The organism is Pseudalkalibacillus sp. A8 (assembly GCF_045920555.1).
Taxonomy (GTDB): domain Bacteria; phylum Bacillota; class Bacilli; order Bacillales; family Fictibacillaceae; genus Pseudalkalibacillus.
The window spans coordinates 608,540-624,682 of sequence record NZ_CP174509.1; the positions used below are offsets into that span (position 1 = coordinate 608,540).

The 16,143-nt window shown below is 45.7% G+C and carries 19 protein-coding genes and 1 riboswitch; of the genes, 16 read left to right on the top strand and 3 right to left on the bottom strand.

Annotated features, from left to right (window positions below; translation table 11 throughout):
* Positions 1-17: 17 nt before the first annotated feature.
* The 3 genes from ACJROX_RS03185 to ACJROX_RS03195 form a co-directional block, all read right to left on the bottom strand.
* Complete coding sequence (locus tag ACJROX_RS03185; protein ID WP_408009335.1) at positions 18-221, bottom strand: YwbE family protein; 204 nt, start codon at positions 219-221, stop codon at positions 18-20.
* 69 nt (positions 222-290) lie between these two features.
* Positions 291-836, bottom strand: a complete 546-nt coding sequence (locus ACJROX_RS03190) for a putative glycolipid-binding domain-containing protein (protein WP_408009336.1) — start codon at positions 834-836, stop codon at positions 291-293.
* A gap of 12 nt (positions 837-848) precedes the next feature.
* Positions 849-1,226 carry a DUF4440 domain-containing protein gene (locus ACJROX_RS03195; protein WP_408009338.1) on the bottom strand — a complete coding sequence of 126 codons (378 nt, stop codon included), beginning with the start codon at positions 1,224-1,226 and terminating at the stop codon, positions 849-851.
* 199 nt (positions 1,227-1,425) lie between these two features.
* Here ACJROX_RS03195 and ACJROX_RS03200 point away from each other — a divergent pair, with 199 nt between their 5' ends.
* The 16 genes from ACJROX_RS03200 to ACJROX_RS03275 all read left to right on the top strand — a co-directional run bounded on the left by ACJROX_RS03200 (position 1,426) and on the right by ACJROX_RS03275 (position 16,129).
* On the top strand, positions 1,426-2,502 hold the full coding sequence (locus ACJROX_RS03200; protein ID WP_408011564.1) for a nitric oxide synthase oxygenase: 1,077 nt from the start codon (positions 1,426-1,428) through the stop codon (positions 2,500-2,502).
* 244 nt (positions 2,503-2,746) lie between these two features.
* Positions 2,747-3,523, top strand: a complete 777-nt coding sequence (locus ACJROX_RS03205; RefSeq protein WP_408009339.1) for a C40 family peptidase — start codon at positions 2,747-2,749, stop codon at positions 3,521-3,523.
* A gap of 614 nt (positions 3,524-4,137) precedes the next feature.
* Positions 4,138-4,491 (top strand): flagellar basal body rod protein, encoded by a 354-nt coding sequence (locus tag ACJROX_RS03210; RefSeq protein ID WP_408009340.1) that lies wholly within the window; start codon positions 4,138-4,140, stop codon positions 4,489-4,491.
* 21 nt (positions 4,492-4,512) lie between these two features.
* Positions 4,513-5,160 carry a PspA/IM30 family protein gene (locus ACJROX_RS03215; RefSeq protein ID WP_408009341.1) on the top strand — a complete coding sequence of 216 codons (648 nt, stop codon included), beginning with the start codon at positions 4,513-4,515 and terminating at the stop codon, positions 5,158-5,160.
* Between the two features lie 847 nt (positions 5,161-6,007).
* A complete protein-coding gene (gene liaF / locus ACJROX_RS03220) occupies positions 6,008-6,736 on the top strand; it encodes a cell wall-active antibiotics response protein LiaF (protein WP_408009342.1) in 729 nt (242 codons plus the stop codon).
* Positions 6,733-7,782, top strand: a complete 1,050-nt coding sequence (locus ACJROX_RS03225) for a sensor histidine kinase (protein WP_408009343.1) — start codon at positions 6,733-6,735, stop codon at positions 7,780-7,782. The genes liaF and ACJROX_RS03225 overlap by 4 nt, the downstream gene beginning before the upstream one ends.
* Entirely contained in the window at positions 7,775-8,407 is a 633-nt protein-coding gene (locus ACJROX_RS03230; protein ID WP_408009344.1) for a response regulator, read from the top strand. The genes ACJROX_RS03225 and ACJROX_RS03230 overlap by 8 nt, the downstream gene beginning before the upstream one ends.
* A gap of 192 nt (positions 8,408-8,599) precedes the next feature.
* Positions 8,600-8,709, top strand: a riboswitch (TPP riboswitch).
* A 119-nt stretch (positions 8,710-8,828) separates the two neighbouring features.
* Positions 8,829-9,533, top strand: coding sequence for a thiaminase II (gene tenA / locus ACJROX_RS03235; RefSeq protein WP_408009345.1), 705 nt, complete (start codon positions 8,829-8,831; stop codon positions 9,531-9,533).
* A complete protein-coding gene (locus ACJROX_RS03240) occupies positions 9,530-10,111 on the top strand; it encodes an ECF transporter S component (protein WP_408009346.1) in 582 nt (193 codons plus the stop codon). The genes tenA and ACJROX_RS03240 overlap by 4 nt, the downstream gene beginning before the upstream one ends.
* A gap of 12 nt (positions 10,112-10,123) precedes the next feature.
* Complete coding sequence (locus ACJROX_RS03245) at positions 10,124-11,560, top strand: ABC transporter ATP-binding protein (RefSeq protein ID WP_408009347.1); 1,437 nt, start codon at positions 10,124-10,126, stop codon at positions 11,558-11,560.
* Between the two features lie 5 nt (positions 11,561-11,565).
* Complete coding sequence (locus ACJROX_RS03250; RefSeq protein WP_408009348.1) at positions 11,566-12,363, top strand: energy-coupling factor transporter transmembrane component T family protein; 798 nt, start codon at positions 11,566-11,568, stop codon at positions 12,361-12,363.
* 23 nt (positions 12,364-12,386) lie between these two features.
* Entirely contained in the window at positions 12,387-13,016 is a 630-nt protein-coding gene (tenI, locus tag ACJROX_RS03255; protein WP_408009349.1) for a thiazole tautomerase TenI, read from the top strand.
* Positions 13,000-14,127, top strand: a complete 1,128-nt coding sequence (gene thiO / locus ACJROX_RS03260) for a glycine oxidase ThiO (protein WP_408009350.1) — start codon at positions 13,000-13,002, stop codon at positions 14,125-14,127. The genes tenI and thiO overlap by 17 nt, the downstream gene beginning before the upstream one ends.
* A 13-nt stretch (positions 14,128-14,140) precedes the next feature.
* Positions 14,141-14,344 (top strand): sulfur carrier protein ThiS, encoded by a 204-nt coding sequence (gene thiS / locus ACJROX_RS03265; protein WP_408009351.1) that lies wholly within the window; start codon positions 14,141-14,143, stop codon positions 14,342-14,344.
* A gap of 1 nt (position 14,345) precedes the next feature.
* Entirely contained in the window at positions 14,346-15,113 is a 768-nt protein-coding gene (locus ACJROX_RS03270) for a thiazole synthase (RefSeq protein ID WP_408009352.1), read from the top strand.
* The gene (locus tag ACJROX_RS03275) at positions 15,110-16,129 is read left to right on the top strand and encodes a thiazole biosynthesis adenylyltransferase ThiF (protein ID WP_408009353.1); all 1,020 of its coding nucleotides are present in this window, start codon (positions 15,110-15,112) and stop codon (positions 16,127-16,129) included. Before ACJROX_RS03270 ends, ACJROX_RS03275 begins: the two co-directional genes overlap by 4 nt.
* Positions 16,130-16,143: the final 14 nt, after the last annotated feature.

Here is a 16,143-nt window from a genome sequence, read left to right on the forward strand (position 1 = left end):
GGGTCACTTCAAATTGGTCAGCTTTCCTTTTTGAGAACTTCTTTTACCCGTCCGACTTGGCCGTCCTGAAGACGGACTTTGATCCCATGCGGATGAGAACTGGATTTAGTCAGAATATCCTTCACGACACCCCGCGTAAGCTTGCCGGTTCTTTGATCTTTTTTCAATACGATATCGACTTCGACGCCTGGTTGTATGTTCGCACGATTTTGTCCGTTCATGATGCACTCCATCCTTTTGTTTCCACTTTTCATTAAATACTTCAATCAGTATACCATACCATCTCTTCATCAATACCGCCGTTTAAAAAGCCCTGGGTATTCAAGGACGATTCCTTTATCGTCCACAGAAATCAGAGATTGGTACGTTGGGCTTTCATATTGGAACACCTGGACATTATTTTTTTGTTCCACAAATGTATATCTTTGCGGAACTTTTTTCATTTGCAGTGAAGGAATTGCTATGTAAACCATTTCGAACTCTCTCATCTGGTTTACCTCCCAATCCAGCCGGTTGATTGGAAGTGAATTCGAAAAAGGGGTAGCTGAAATATCGATATCGATTGTACCATCGAGTTCTGGTATCCAACGCCGATATTGATCAAACCATATTCCGTCACCATCTCCATTGATTTCTATAAAAGAATGGTCACTCACTTCGATGGTGGCCTTTTTCGTTTTCCACTGGTCCAAAGTCAATCTGTAGACGACTTTCAAAGGCTGTCCATTTTCTATGTAGATGAGGGTGCTTTCAACGAACAGTTCATTTCCGCGTATCTTCGTCTGAACGTATTCACAACCAAAATGCACCAGGTTTTCCCAAACGATCGTGTCCATAGGTTAACAGGATCATCTTTCAAGTTCAATGAACTCTCTTTGCAGCTTCCAACCCTCATTTTCTTTTCGTCGGATGAACATGGCCTTGGCGCGATAAAGGACACCTTTAATGATATTCGTTTCTGTGCCCGTGACTAGGAATTCTTCACCAGGCTTCCGTTCAATAATTGCCATTGGTTCAAAGCTTTTTTGTGCCTCTTCATATTGGGCCAGTACATTATCAAGATCATAGTCGTATCCGTATTGCATCGGCACTTCAAGACCCGAATGGCCCCAATAGCCGACGAACTTCTCCGACATGTGTCTACGGATCTCCTCACTGTTTTTACTCTCGAATGCTTTGTTCCAGCTGGAAAAATAAGCATCAAGCACTTTTTGTAAATGTCCCATAACCATTCCTCCCAATACCTTTAATCATTCGACTTCCAAGGCAAAAAACCTGCCAAAAAATGTTATAGAAGAGTGGAGTACCACTAACTTTTACCAGTATCTAGTTGTCTTTTTATGGTGGTTGTTCATGGTATACTAAGACAATGATTGGCTAGGAGTGTCTACCTGGTATCATTGGAGGTTGTACGTTTTGAAATTGATGCAAGAGGCGGAAGAATTCATTGTCAGTTGTTATAAAGAGCTTGGCAAACCTGAAGAGAAAATACAGGAGCGGCTTGAAGAAATTCGGCAGGAGATTGCTGAAAATGGGCATTATGATCATACATTTGAAGAGCTTGAATATGGAGCGAGGGTAGCCTGGCGTAACAGTAACCGCTGTATCGGCCGTCTGTTCTGGGAAAGCCTGAAGGTTATTGATGAACGGAATCTCGAAACAGAGGAAGAAATCAGGGATGCACTTTTTCGTCACATTGATTATGCGACGAACGAAGGGAAAATCCGCTCTACGATTACTATTTTCAAGCCGGTTATGAACGGGGAGTACCACCACCATGTACGGATCTGGAACCATCAATTGGTCCGCTATGCTGGCTATGAAACGGAGCATGGTTTGCTGGGCGACCCAGCTTCGATCGCTTTTACGAAAAAATGCATAGAGCTTGGCTGGAGAGGGAAAGGTACACACTTTGATGTGCTGCCGCTAGTCATTCAGATACAAAATCGTGAGCCGAAGTGGTTCAAGATCCCAGCGGGGAAAGTGCTCGAAGTGCCGATCAAGCACCCTACTGAACCAACGTTTGAAGACTTGAATATAAAGTGGTATGCCGTTCCGATGATTTCTGATATGAAGCTGGAAATCGGAGGGATCGAGTATAGCGCAGCACCGTTCAACGGCTGGTACATGGGTACAGAAATCGGGGCACGGAATCTAGCGGATCAGGATCGTTATGATCTGCTCCCGAAGGTTGCCTCGATTTTCGGTTTCGATATGAGCACGAATAGTTCACTTTGGAAGGATCAGGCGCTTGTCGAGCTCAATACGGCTGTCTTGTATTCATTCAAAAAACTAGGTGTCAGTATCGTCGATCATCATACTGCGGCACAGCAATTCAAAAAGTTCGAGGAAAAAGAGGCTGCAAGCGGCCGGGAAGTGACAGGGAACTGGGTCTGGCTGATCCCGCCGATGTCTCCGGCGACGACACACATTTTTCATAAACCCTACCGTAATAAAATAGTAAAACCGAACTATTTTTATCAGGAAATGCCATATATATGACAAAGTACGCACCCGTCACATGTTGTGAGGGGTGTTTTTCGTGTCTGAAAAATGAATTTGAATCCGACTTTCACTGCTACTGATGGGCTTTTTTGCATGTAAACAGAATAATATGTCACCTTAATGCCACCGAAACCTCATTACAGGTCTCTTCTGTTAGACTAGTAATTGGTTTGAGAGACTCGTGTTTTTCAAACCGGGACAGCACGATTACTAAACTAAAAGTTCATCAAGGAGGAGTTTTATGTTTAAATCAAGATCGTCTGCAGGAAAATATGTGATTGCATCGGCTTTGGTCACCTCTATGGCATTATCACCAATTTTAAGTGAAGGTGTTTTCGCTAATGCCGATTCAAAGCCAGTTGAACAAAACGTTTCTAGCAGTCCTGAAGAAACATCCGTCCTAGATAGAGGAGATCGCGGCCAGGAAGTAGAGTCATTACAAACCGAATTGGAAGCACTAGGTTATTATACATATAACCTGGATGGCATTTTCGGACCTATTACAGAAAAAGCAGTGAAAGATTTTCAAGCTGAGCAAGGGCTCACGGTAGATGGATTAGCAGGTCCAGAAACTTTAGAAGCATTATCATCAACTTCTACCAATTCTGTTGATGTTCAATCGACTTCCGATACTTCAGCTTCGGATGACCAAGCTTCGGAATCTGAAGTTGTTTCAATTGCGCAAAGCCTGATCGGAACCCCTTATGTATGGGGAGGAACGTCGCCGGACGGCTTCGATAGCAGTGGCTTCATTCAATATGTATTTGGAGAGGTTGGAGTCGATTTATCGAGAAAAGAAAGTGATATGTGGAACAATGATGGTGTACAAGTAGATTCACCAAGTGTCGGGGATGTCGTCTTTTTCGAAGGGACATATGACACAGAAGGAGCTTCTCACAGTGGGATTTATATTGGTGACAATAAAATGATTCATGCGGGATCTAACGGTGTAGAAGTAACTGATCTAAGTATCGACTATTGGCAAGACCATTATTTGGGAGTTAAATCTTTTAAATGATAGGTAACATCCACGTTACTAGATATGAAGCTTACCGATCTTTTTCGGTAAGCTTTTTTTGTTGGTTTTGATTTAAGCGAAATTCGCAACACTCCTGAGCCAGGCGGGGCCCAGTAGCGATTTAAGGATCTTCAACTAACACCCACCACGTCCTGCGCCTACGGTTACTCGGCGCAAAACTACAAGGATGGAATTTAAGTACGTGTCTTGTGGTGAACGCCGAAGCCAGCATAAGGAAAGCTTCTAAGAATTCTCATCGCAGACACGGAAATGATTTCATTTTTGTGTTGACATCCTGTGCAAGTAAGCGAGGAGGCTAGCGGATCGCCCACGGAAAGGGAGTGAATTTCGCAGGAAAACAACTGAATTAGGTGCCCGCTTGAGAGTAATCGGAATCACGCGGAAATGGAGCAGAATCATCCGTACAGTAACAACAAACCATCAACCAATAAGGGAGCTTACCGACTGATTTCGATAAGCTTCTTTCCGTTAAAGACGAAATTCCGACATCCAACTACGTCTCAAGTCTTAGTAAAAGTTAAAGCTCAGGCTCCTTATAGAAAAACTGGATTCTAGATACGATAGAGACAAGAAAAGAAGGAGGGAAAGAAACGATGAAAAAGCTAGGACTATTCATTCTAGGAGCAATCGCGGCGATCATCCTCATTACAAACCTCGGGCCGATGATCGGTCTCGCACTCAGTCTCGTCATTGGTTATTATGCAGTGAAACGTTTTACAAAGACGGATGAGACATCAAAGAAAGTCTTCTGGGCAGCCGTTGGGATCATTGCGCTCTGCATCGCAGTCGCAAATGTGCCTGCTATCCTTGGAGCCGTTGCTCTGTACATTTTATATATCGTGTACAAGGAATGGAAAAAGGAAGATGGCGTCACTGAAAAAATCGAAAAAGACGATGATCCGTTCACGAACTTTGAGCGTGAATGGGCAGAGTTGAAACGAAACTGAACAAAAGGAGAGAGTTAGAAAATGGCCAAACTTTTTAGAAGGTTAAAAGAGACGATTGAAGCGGATTTTCATGACATGCTGGACGAAAAAGAGCGGAAGAACCCGATCAGTGTCCTCAATCAGTATTTGCGTGAATGTGAAAAGGAAGTTGAGAAAGTCCGTAAATTGGTTGAGCGTCAATATATGCTAAGTGAAGAATTTACACGTGAATATGAGAAAGCGGCGGAACTCGCTGAAAAAAGAAAGCATCAAGCAGATATCGCCTTGAAGGCAAACGAAGAGGAGCTTCATAAGTTTGCTGTTCAGGAGCATGAGCAGTATAGCGAGCGGGCGGCGCGATTGAAGGCTTCCAAAGAGAACGCTGTTCAGCAGCTTGAAGAGCTTGAGCAAAAATATGAAGTAATGCAGCATAAGCTGAAGGACATGTACATCAAGCGCATGGAATTGATGGGTCGCGAAAACATCACACGAGCAAATCATAGAATGGATAAAGTAGTGGCTTCCAACGAATTTTCAAGCAAGTCATTCTCACGTTTCGGTGAAATCGAGCAATACCTCGATCGCCTGGAACATCAGGTGAATTCGAGCTACCACCGACACACGATTGATGCCCGGATTGCACATTTGGAAAAAGAAATGCAAAAAGAGGAAAATCATACTACCGTTTAAATAAAAAATGGTATGCTATTAAATAAAGATGGAAAGGCGTAGATACCCTGCGCCTTTCCATAATGTTGTCCAAAATTCAGGGCTTTCAGGTCTGTATTGGGACTACTATTTTTATTAGTAAAAACTAAAAGAAGCAAAATTCGCGACACTCCTGCGGGAAAAGCGAGCCAGGCGAGACCTCATGCTTTAATAGGAACTTCGACTAATTACCACCACGTCCTGCGCCTGCGGTTACTCGGCGCAAAACTACAAGGATGGAATATGAGTCCGTGGTCTTGTGGTGAATGTCGAAGCCAGCATAAGGAAAGCTTCTAAGAATTCTCATCGTAGACACGAAAATGATTTCATTTTTGTGTTGAGATCCATGTGCAAGTGAGGATGCTTGCGGAATTAGGCTAATTCAGAGAAGTAATGTCTAGCTCAGCGACCAGTCACTTGGATCACTTCAGACTTCCTGTGGCGGCAACACACTGATTTAACACACGCAGAACCGAACTTTGTTTGGTTCGAGCCTCCTCGTCAGTCTTCCAGTGACCTACGTGACTAAGCGTGTCGCTTCCGCTTTTCTTAAGCCCGCGGAAAGGGAGTGAATTTCGCGATTACTTTAACTTTTCTGATGAGAAGTGACATCATAGATTTACAGTCTGAAAAAACGCGGAGAGGCAAAACTGAAAAGGAGATCCGCAGCGTTACATCAAAGTGAATTGACCGTTTAGAAGCAAGGGATCGTGGAAGTGAATTTCGGGGGAACGGAGCGTATTTTGCCGTACCTAAAGTACTGGATGACACTTACAATAGAGATCCAACGCATTAAAATGGTCAAAAACAGAAGGGGGACCCAAGGAATATGAACTCAAGAACTGATAAATTGAGCTGGCTATTAATAATCGGGGTCATCTTATTATTATTGGAAATTTCTTTTCATGGCATGGGTCCCATTTTCTTTTTAATACTCACGGCAGGTTGTATTTACGTCGGCCGGAAAAAGTACTACAAGATGATCGGGAAGCTGTTGTTCTGGTTCGGGGTTATCGCTTTCGCTTTGACGATATTGAATACGATGGCATTCAAGTTCCTCCTGATCGCTCTCTTCATATATGCTGTCATCCGGTTTGCCCAGTCGAAGCAACATCCTGCACATATCACACCTGATTTCCAGGAGCCAAAGACAGTAGCAAGCGATCAGGCGATGTTCAAGCGGCAAACTTTATTACACAACAACCTTTTTGGAAGACAACAGACTCCCGAGCATGCGTATGAATGGAACGACGTGAATATTCAGTGCGGCATCGGAGATACGGTGATTGACCTCGGGAATACGGTCCTTCCGAAGGGGGAGTCGACTATTGTGATCCGTAATTTCGTCGGGAATATCAAAATTCTTGTCCCATACGAAATCGATGTCAGCATTGGTCACTCTGTGATTGCAGGGACGAGCCGGATTTTCGAGCATCATGAACCGAAGATGTTCAACCAATGCCTATCTTACCAGTCTGCAGGCTATGATCAATCGCATCATAAAGTGAAAATCATCACCTCAATGGTAGTCGGAGATCTTGAGGTGAAGCGGACATGAATATCATACAGCGTCAGGTCCTGCTTGGTTTAGCCGTATCTTTAACACTTCTCTTTTTTATGGTAGGTGTGTTTTTCTTCGCTTTTCCGTTGAATGATTGGTCACTCCTGTGGTCGCGGAAAATTTTGGACTTACCGTTTATCCTGTTTGCATTCTTTGTCAGTATTTTGATCGGCATCGTTTTTGGTTTTAGTTCAGGGATGTACTGGAGAAAGCAGCTTGAACATGTGGTAAGTGCCCTTGCTCAAATCGGCCAAGGACGACCAATGGAAGCAGTGAATGTCAAAACCAAAACACAGGAATTTGATGAAATTTGGTCATCATTGGAAAAAGTTCAACATCACATATCAGAGCAGACGAAGTTATCTCAAAAGCTCGCTAATGAAAAAGCGGAAGATCAGGAGAAGCGGATCCAGAAGGTCGTTTCTGAAGAACGGAACCGTTTGGCCCGAGAGCTTCATGATTCAGTCAGCCAGCAGTTGTTCGCCGCATCGATGCTGATGTCTGCTGTGAATGAATCGAATGAGGGAGCCGATCATGGAGAGCGGAAGCAGCTGAAGCTTGTCGAGGAGATGATACATCAATCCCAGCTTGAAATGCGGGCGCTTCTTTTACACTTAAGACCAGTTGCGCTGAAAGGGAAAACACTTGAAGAAGGCATCAAGGAATTGCTGATGGAGCTATCACAAAAAGTTCCGCTTGAGATCGATTGGAAGCTAGAATCGATTCCTTTGAAAAAAGGTGTGGAGGACCACTTGTTCCGGATTTTACAAGAATCGGTGTCCAACACGCTTCGTCATGCAAAGGCAAACTCACTTGAGGTGTTATGTATCGAACGTGAAGGGACCGTCCTGATGCGGGTTGTCGATGATGGAGTCGGCTTTGATGTGGAATCGAGCAAGGCAGGTTCATATGGACTGCAAAACATGCATGAACGTGCTGTAGAGCTGGGCGGGACGTTGAAAATCATCAGCGTGCCGAACAAGGGGACACGGCTGGAAGTAAGGATTCCTGTCATACGAGAGGGGGATGAAAACGATGATTAGAGTATTATTTGCAGATGATCATGAAATGGTGAGGATCGGTGTAGCGGCTTATCTGTCGAATCAACCGGATATCGAAGTCGTCGGTGAAGCAGGAGATGGCGGGGAAGCGGTCGATCTAGCTCTTGAGCTGCGCCCGGATGTGATTCTGATGGATCTTGTCATGAAAGAGATGGACGGGATTGAAGCGACGAAACAGATCATCGACCAATGGCCTGAAGCAAAGATCATCATTGTGACGAGTTTTCTTGATGATGAGAAGGTGTATCCGGCACTTGAAAGCGGAGCGACGAGTTACATGCTGAAAACCTCGAAGGCAAGTACGATTGCTGATGCGGTCCGTGCCACATATCGCGGGGAAATGGTTCTTGAGCCTGAAGTGACAGGTAAAATGATGACGAAAATGCGTCGTGGCAATGTACGGCCTCCTCATGAAGATTTGACGAACCGGGAACTCGAAATTTTGATGCTGATAACGGAGGGTAAGACGAACCAGGAAATTGCCGATGAGCTGGTGATCGCGTTGAAAACAGTGAAAACCCACGTCAGCAACATCCTCGACAAACTTGAAGTTCAGGATCGAACACAAGCCGTCATCTATGCTTTTAAAAATTCGCTCGTGAAGTAGGCGCTAGATGGACATGTCGTGACAATTTTCATTTTGGAATCCTATCGCGATACCCAAATCGCACCCCCAGACCTCCAATAGCAGAAAAAATCGCTCCGGTAGCGATTTTACTGGATGAAAATCTTCTTTCCTGAAAAATCATTTGACTTTTTGGCTATACATGTTACGATTACATCGAAAATACTATACAAGACGATCCACTAGGGGGGCCTTCTCGTAAAGGCTGAGATTAAAGTGTAGCTTTAAGACCCTTGGAACCTGATCTGGTTTATACCAGCGTAGGGAAGTGGTGGTTAGGGTTACATAACGACTATGGACCGATTCTACACTCAACCAACCACTTTCTTGAAAAAAGAAAGTGGTTTTTTAATTGAAATAATTGCAGAATCGTGGGTCGTCTGGAAAAAGGAGAGGAATATACATGTCTTTTTCAAAGCACGTAAGGAAAGCAGCAGATCCGATCTGGGAAGCGAGCTTTAAGCATCCTTTTGTAACAGGGATCGCTGATGGAACACTCCCGCTTGAGAACTTCCGGTATTACGTTCTGCAGGACGCCTACTATCTGTCCCATTTTGCGAGGGTTCAATCGTTGGGTGCAGCGAAATCACCGAACATTGAAACGACAGCAAGCATGGCGTCCCATGCAAAAGGTACTTACGAAGCGGAGTTGTCATTGCATGAGAATTTTTCGAAACAACTCGGGATCACAGACGAAGAACGGTTCACCTTCCAACCAGCACCGACAGCGTATGCATACACATCCCATATGTACCGTGCGGCGCAATTTGGCCATCTCGGGGATATCATCGCTGCGATTTTACCGTGTTACTGGCTTTATTATGAAATTGGTGAACGACTCCAAGGATTCAAACCTGATGAACCGATTTATCAAGAATGGATTGCCGCGTATGGCGGGGAATGGTTCCGCGAGCTTGTAGAGGAACAGATCCACAGATTCGACCAGATCGCTGAAAACGTGACGGAGTCGGACCGCGAACGGATGAAAGAGCATTTTATCATCAGCAGCCAGTATGAATTTGAGTTCTGGGAAATGGCCTACACCTTACAAAAATGGCCGATCGACCTCCAACAACACGCAGGAACAGGAAAGGGTGCAACATCATGAACAAAGGTCTGAAGCTGACAGATATCCTCGTTACAATCGTCATAGCCATCGGGTTCGGAATTGTTTATAAGCTGTGGGGTCCGCTCTATTACCTTGTAAAACCACTTGGGCTCCACATCGATCAACTGATTTATGGAATGTGGTTCATGGCAGCTACCGTTGCGTTCCTCATCATCCGTAAACCAGGGGTCGCTTTCCTGGCAGAAGTCGCTGCCGCATCCGGCGAGTTCCTGGTCGGATCCGAATGGGGTCTTGAAGTGCTGTTATTTGGTGTCGTGCAAGGGTTGTTTGCTGAGCTCGTCTTCATGGCATTCCGGTATAAGCGCTTTGATGTTACGGTTGTGAGTCTTGCGGCAGTCGGTTCAGCAATCGGTTCAATCATCATGGATTATTACAAAGGCTATATCGAGGATCTTGCTTTGTGGAACCTCAGCCTTTTCCTTGGTTTCCGTATCATCGGGTCGATTCTTATAGCAGGAGTGGCTGCCTATTATCTCGTGAAAGCGCTCGAAAAGACCGGGGTGACGAACCTGGTGCGCCCGGCATCAAAGAAAGATTACGATGCACTCGATCAGTAGCGGGGTGATTCGATGATCCAACTTGAAAATCTCCGTCTCAAGTTTCCGGGTGACGAACAGTTGCTTTTCAAAGATTTATCGCTCCATATTGAAAAAGGGGAAAAAGTCCTTTTACTTGGACCGTCCGGCTGTGGAAAATCGACCTTGCTGCAAGTCATGTCGGGTATCATCCCGAAATCGATCGAGGTTCCGATGAAAGCTGATCAAATCCAGAAACCCGTATCCTGGGGCTATGTCTTCCAGGATCCAGATTCGCAGCTTTGTATGCCTTATGCAGACGAGGAGCTGGCTTTCGTTTTCGAAAACCTGCAAGTACCGCGTAAAGATATGCCCGACAGGATCAAAACACTTTTAAAAGCAGTAGGGTTACAACTGGCTGATCCTCATACCAATATCCATACGCTGTCTGGAGGGATGAAACAGCGGCTGGCGATCGCTTCGATTCTTGCTCTCGAGCCCGATGTCTTGTTTCTGGATGAGCCGACAGCCTTACTCGATCCTCAAGGGACTGAAGAAATTTGGGAAACAGTCAAAGCGATCAGCACGGATAAAACCCTGTTGATCGTGGAGCATAAGCTGGATCATGTTCTAGATCTGGTCGATCGTATCATCCTGTTCAATGGAGAGGGCGAGATCATTGCAGATGGCGAGAAGGATTGGGTCCTGAAAAATTACCGGAAAACGATGAAGGAGCAGGGTATCTGGTATCCTGGCGTTTGGCAGGACTATTTAAGCGGCCGACCTTTGAAAAAAAACGCAGTATCCAATCAGGAAGTTGTGCTTCATCTCAACAATTTTAAAGGTTACAGGAAGAAGAAGCCTTTTATCTCAGTAGAAAAGGCTACGGTTCGAGCAGGAGAGTGGATTGCAATTGTTGGTGAAAATGGAGCAGGAAAGTCCACGCTGTTACACGCGCTCATGCAATTTATCAAGACAGCAGGAATGTATGAAATTCACGGCAACCCAATTAAAAAGGGAAAACAGATTGCAAATCATCTGACCTTCGTCTTTCAAAACCCGGAGTTCCAGTTCGTGACCAACTCGGTTTATGAGGAAATCGCTTATGGATTGAGGCTAGAGAAGCTTGACGAGGTGGTCATTCAAAAGAAGGTGCTCGAGCTGCTTGATCGCTTCCGACTCATTCCATTTCAAAATCATCACCCCTATCATCTCTCGATGGGACAGAAGCGAAGATTGAGTGTCGCCGCTTCGATTGTGAAGGGCCAGCCGATATTGCTGTTGGATGAGCCGACGTTCGGCCAGGACTCGCAAAACACATTCGCGTTGTTGGAGATGCTTGAAGATTATCGGAAGGCTGGCGTTACGATTCTCATGGTGACGCATGATACCAATATCGTCGAGCATTTCGCTACCCGGGTCTGGACAATTGAAAACGGATTACTGTCACGTGACGTCCACATAGAGGTCAGGGAGCATGCACATGCCTAGGAGGGATGGAAATGGATCTTAACTTTAATGAAACCTGGCTTCATAAAATCAATCCGACACTGAAGCTGTTCACCATGATGATCCTCTTCATCTTCGTCCTTTTTGTGCATCAGCTCAATTGGCTGATCAACCTTACAATCGGAGCCTTGATTTTGCTCTGGTTCTTTTCCGGCCATCCGAAAAAGCGGATCAGCCTTCTGTTGATTCCGTTTCTGATCATTTTCATTTCGACTTCCTCCTCGATGATTTTGTTCGGGAAAGGTGATACGACATGGGTGAAGTGGGGTCTGGTCCATATTACGGAAGAGAGCTTTTACAGAGGCTTTCATCTCGGTTTCAGGGCATTGATTTTTGCAACGCTTGGTTTGACCTTCGCGCTTACCACGCGTCCCGTCAACTTGTTTTATTCATTGATGCAGCAGGTGAAGCTGAATCCGAAGTATGCATATAGCTTCATGGCGGGTCTCCGGTTGATCCCGATCATGGTCGAGGAATTTTTGACGATCCGGAATGCGATGAAAGTAAGAGGCGTCCAACAGCAGAGAGGACTTCGAGCATTCTATTTTAAAATCAAGTCCTACTCGATTCCGTTGTTATCCCAAAGCATCCGACGGGCGCACCGGATCGCGGTCGCAATGGAAGCCAAACGTTTTACAGGGGTGGGAGGACGGACCTACTACTATAAATTGGGGTTCTCGGTAAACGATGGTATATTCGTTGCTTACCTTGGCGTAATTATTCTATTAGGTTATTATCTTTCGGTCGTTTGGCCGCTCTTCCCGGTAGGAGACGTCCGTTACTAGAGTGAAAGAAAGGTGAAGGCTCTTTGAAACATGAATTGCATGTCATTTCGACAGGTAGTCAATTTGCACCCAGGTTTTCCGAGATTGTCAGCGCCATCCATGATCATGTCGATTTTATTCATATCCGTGAGAAAACGTGGACAGCGAGGGAACACATAATGGCCATTGAACTGATGTTAGAAGGCGGAGTCCCCCTTAAAAAAATCATCATCAATGACCGCGTGGATGTTGCCATCGTATCAGAAGCAGGAGGAGTCCAGCTGGCAAATCATAGTTTAGAAGTATCAGTTGTGAGAGAATCCTTTCCACTGTTAAAAATCGGGCGTTCGGTCCATTCCGTGGAAGAAGCATTGAAGGCTGAAAACGAGGGAGCGGATTATCTCATCTACGGACACATTTTTGAAACAGCCTCCAAGCCAGGCCTTGAGCCGAGAGGATTGAAGCAGTTGGGGGTCCTGGCTCAAAGAATGAGCATACCGGTAATTGCGATCGGGGGAATCAAGCCTGGGAATACGCCCGATGTCCTCAAAGCTGGAGCGAGCGGCACCGCCGTTATGTCTGGCATTTTAAATGCTGAAAATCCGCTGAAAGCTGTAAGAGCCTACAAGGAAAAAATGCGTGTAGAGGAGGAAAAGAATGCGAGCTCATTATGATGTGATCGTCATCGGGGCAGGGATCATCGGTTGTTCGATCGCTTACAATTTGTCAAAACGAGGAAAGTCAGTAGTCGTTCTAGAAAAAGGATCGATCGCGGGAAAAGCTTCAAGCGCGGCAGCAGGCATGCTCGGTGCCCAGACAGAGCTTGAGGAAGACAGCCCGCTGTTCCGATTGGGAAAAGAAAGCCGGGCGATGTTTCCTGACTTAGCTGCTGAGCTTAAAACCCTGACCGGAATCGATATCGAATATGAACAAAATGGTATCTATAAAGTGGCTGGAACAGAAGACCAAGTGGCCAGGCTCCAGTCGTTGATCAAAGCTCAAAACCAGTTAGGGGAAGAGGCCTTTTGGGTGACTACGGAACAACTTCAAAAAAGAGAACCCGCATTGACGACAGATGTGCTTGGCGCCATGAACATTCCGAACGACGGACAGGTTTCCGCACCCAAATTGACGAAAGCACTGGCGCAAGCCGCAATGACACTAGGTGTTGAGATCCGTGAGTTCACAGAAGTCCATCGTTTTGTAAAAGAGGCTGGTGAAATCAAGGGTGTCGATACAAATATCGGACTGATCAGTGCTGCCCATGTTGTCGTGGCCGGCGGTGCCTGGAGCGAAAACCTATTGAAGGAAGCGGACGTCAATCTCGAAACTTATCCTGTCAAGGGGGAGTGCTTTTCTGTCAAAACACGTAAACGTCTCATAAACGGAACGATTTTTTCAGAGGATTGCTACATTGTCCCGAAGGCTGGAGGACGATTGATCATCGGGGCGACCGAGAGGCCAGGACTTTTTGATGAAACGGTCACTTTTGAAGGGATTTCATTGTTGATGGAAGCTGCAAAAAAGGTCCTGCCTGGTTTAGGTGAAGCTGAATGGGAGAAAGCCTGGGCAGGGATTCGCCCGCAAACGAAGGATGCTTTGCCTTATCTCGGTGAACATCCGGAATTGAAGAATCTGTTTGTGGCGACCGGTCATTACCGTAATGGTATTTTGCTGGCTCCGGTTACTGGGAAGATCATGGCAGATCTCATTGATGGCATTGCAGTCGGGAAGGATTGGATGTCAGCTTTTCCAATTAACCGGAAATCAGTGAAAGTGCAATAGGAGTTGATAAATAATGAAATTGAAGATCAATGGTGAAATGGTCACCGTGCCGGATACAGTTCAGCACGTTTCAGATCTCATTGAACACTTCCAGCTGGAAAAACGTGTGTTGATGATCGAGCATAACGAATCGATTCTTGAGAAAGACCACCATTCGAAAACGAAAGTGAAGGATGGGGATAAAATTGAGATTGTACAATTCGTAGGAGGCGGTTGAGATGTTAAAAATCGGAAATCATTCATTCAATTCAAGGTTGTTGCTCGGAACAGGGAAATACCCGAACTTTGATGTGCAAAAGGAAGCGGTCGAAGCATCGGAGACAGAAATCCTGACGTTCACGGTACGGCGGATGAACATCTTCGAGCCGAGCCAGCCCAACTTTTTAGAAAAACTGGACTTGGAGAAGTATACGTTCTTACCGAACACCGCCGGGGCGAAAACCGCTGAAGAAGCAGTCCGTCATGCAAAACTTGCAAAAGCATCGGGTCTTTGTGACATGGTCAAAGTCGAAGTCATCGGCTGTGACAAAACGTTGCTACCGGATCCGATGGAAACATTGAAAGCGACGGAGGAATTATTGAAGGAAGGTTTCACTGTACTGCCTTATACGTCTGATGATGTCGTCCTGGCGAGACGTCTAGAAGAACTAGGTGCCCATGCGATCATGCCAGGAGCTTCTCCGATCGGGTCAGGTCAGGGAATCATCAATCCTTTGAACTTAAACTTCATTATCGAGCAGTCGAACGTCCCTGTGATTGTTGATGCTGGAATTGGTTCACCTGCTGATGCTGCCTACGCGATGGAACTAGGAGCAGACGGCGTGCTTTTGAATACAGCGGTTTCCGCAGCAGAAGACCCGGTAAAAATGGCGAAAGCGATGAAGCTTGCCATCGAAGCTGGCCGTCTCGGGTTCGAAGCTGGTCGGATCCCGAAAAAGCGTTATGCAACTGCGAGTAGCCCTGCTGAAGGGATGAGCATCGGTTGACCGGTCGTTATTCAAGGCAAACGTTATTCACTCCGATCGGAGAAGCAGGACAGCAGAAAATAAGGGAAAAGCATGTCCTTATTGTTGGAGCAGGCGCACTCGGGACAGGGAATGCTGAAGCGCTCGTCCGCGCCGGTGTCGGCAAGCTTACGATTGTCGACCGCGATTATGTCGAATGGAGTAATCTCCAGAGACAGCAGCTTTATGGAGAAAAAGATGCGGTGGACCGGTTGCCGAAAGCGATCGCTGCCAAATCCCGTCTCTCGCTCATCAATTCGGACGTTGAGATTGAGGCTCATATTTTAGATGCAACACCAGAAGAATTAGAAAACCTCATTACGGGTGTAGATCTCATTCTAGATGCGACAGACAATTTTGATACACGGATGATGATCAATGATATTTCGCAAAAATACAGTATCCCCTGGATTTACGGAGCATGTGTAGGAAGCTATGGCATTAGTTTCACAATCCTTCCCGGGACATCACCTTGCTTGAATTGCATGCTGGACTCTGTACCGATTGGCGGGCTTACCTGTGATACAGCCGGCATCATAAGTCCAGCAGTCCAAATGGTCGTCGCGTACCAAACGGCGGAAGCTTTGAAGATTTTAGTGGAGGATTGGGCAGCACTCAGAGGAAAACTTGTATCTTTTGATGTTTGGACGAACCAGCAAACAGCAATAAACATATCAAAGGCAAAAAAAGAAGAATGTCTCTCTTGTGGAAAAGAGCCGACTTATCCTTATCTTGCCTATGAAAATCAGACGAAGACAGCGGTGTTATGTGGTAGGGATTCGGTGCAGATCAGACCACCGAACCGTCAGCATAGGGATCTGACAGCTATGAAAGAAATGCTTGAAGACAAAGGAGGAAGGATTGAGCAAAATCCGTATCTCTTATCGTTTACAGTAAATGACAGGAGAATGGTTCTATTCAATGATGGTCGGGCGCTGATCCATGGCACGAAGGATAAATCAGAAGCAAAAACGCTTTACCATCGCTATTTCGGATAATGGAGGTAAAAGGA

What these genes read in the sequence shown, in the direction of transcription:
- ACJROX_RS03185 (WP_408009335.1), bottom strand. Translation starts at nt 221, where the DNA reads ATGAACGGACAAAATCGTGCGAACATACAACCAGGCGTCGAAGTCGAT.
- ACJROX_RS03190 (WP_408009336.1), bottom strand. Translation starts at nt 836, where the DNA reads ATGGACACGATCGTTTGGGAAAACCTGGTGCATTTTGGTTGTGAATAC.
- ACJROX_RS03195 (WP_408009338.1), bottom strand. Translation starts at nt 1,226, where the DNA reads ATGGGACATTTACAAAAAGTGCTTGATGCTTATTTTTCCAGCTGGAAC.
- ACJROX_RS03200 (WP_408011564.1), top strand. Translation starts at nt 1,426, where the DNA reads ATGCAAGAGGCGGAAGAATTCATTGTCAGTTGTTATAAAGAGCTTGGC.
- ACJROX_RS03205 (WP_408009339.1), top strand. Translation starts at nt 2,747, where the DNA reads ATGTTTAAATCAAGATCGTCTGCAGGAAAATATGTGATTGCATCGGCT.
- ACJROX_RS03210 (WP_408009340.1), top strand. Translation starts at nt 4,138, where the DNA reads ATGAAAAAGCTAGGACTATTCATTCTAGGAGCAATCGCGGCGATCATC.
- ACJROX_RS03215 (WP_408009341.1), top strand. Translation starts at nt 4,513, where the DNA reads ATGGCCAAACTTTTTAGAAGGTTAAAAGAGACGATTGAAGCGGATTTT.
- liaF (WP_408009342.1), top strand. Translation starts at nt 6,008, where the DNA reads ATGAACTCAAGAACTGATAAATTGAGCTGGCTATTAATAATCGGGGTC.
- ACJROX_RS03225 (WP_408009343.1), top strand. Translation starts at nt 6,733, where the DNA reads ATGAATATCATACAGCGTCAGGTCCTGCTTGGTTTAGCCGTATCTTTA.
- ACJROX_RS03230 (WP_408009344.1), top strand. Translation starts at nt 7,775, where the DNA reads ATGATTAGAGTATTATTTGCAGATGATCATGAAATGGTGAGGATCGGT.
- tenA (WP_408009345.1), top strand. Translation starts at nt 8,829, where the DNA reads ATGTCTTTTTCAAAGCACGTAAGGAAAGCAGCAGATCCGATCTGGGAA.
- ACJROX_RS03240 (WP_408009346.1), top strand. Translation starts at nt 9,530, where the DNA reads ATGAACAAAGGTCTGAAGCTGACAGATATCCTCGTTACAATCGTCATA.
- ACJROX_RS03245 (WP_408009347.1), top strand. Translation starts at nt 10,124, where the DNA reads ATGATCCAACTTGAAAATCTCCGTCTCAAGTTTCCGGGTGACGAACAG.
- ACJROX_RS03250 (WP_408009348.1), top strand. Translation starts at nt 11,566, where the DNA reads ATGGAAATGGATCTTAACTTTAATGAAACCTGGCTTCATAAAATCAAT.
- thiO (WP_408009350.1), top strand. Translation starts at nt 13,000, where the DNA reads ATGCGAGCTCATTATGATGTGATCGTCATCGGGGCAGGGATCATCGGT.
- thiS (WP_408009351.1), top strand. Translation starts at nt 14,141, where the DNA reads ATGAAATTGAAGATCAATGGTGAAATGGTCACCGTGCCGGATACAGTT.
- ACJROX_RS03270 (WP_408009352.1), top strand. Translation starts at nt 14,346, where the DNA reads ATGTTAAAAATCGGAAATCATTCATTCAATTCAAGGTTGTTGCTCGGA.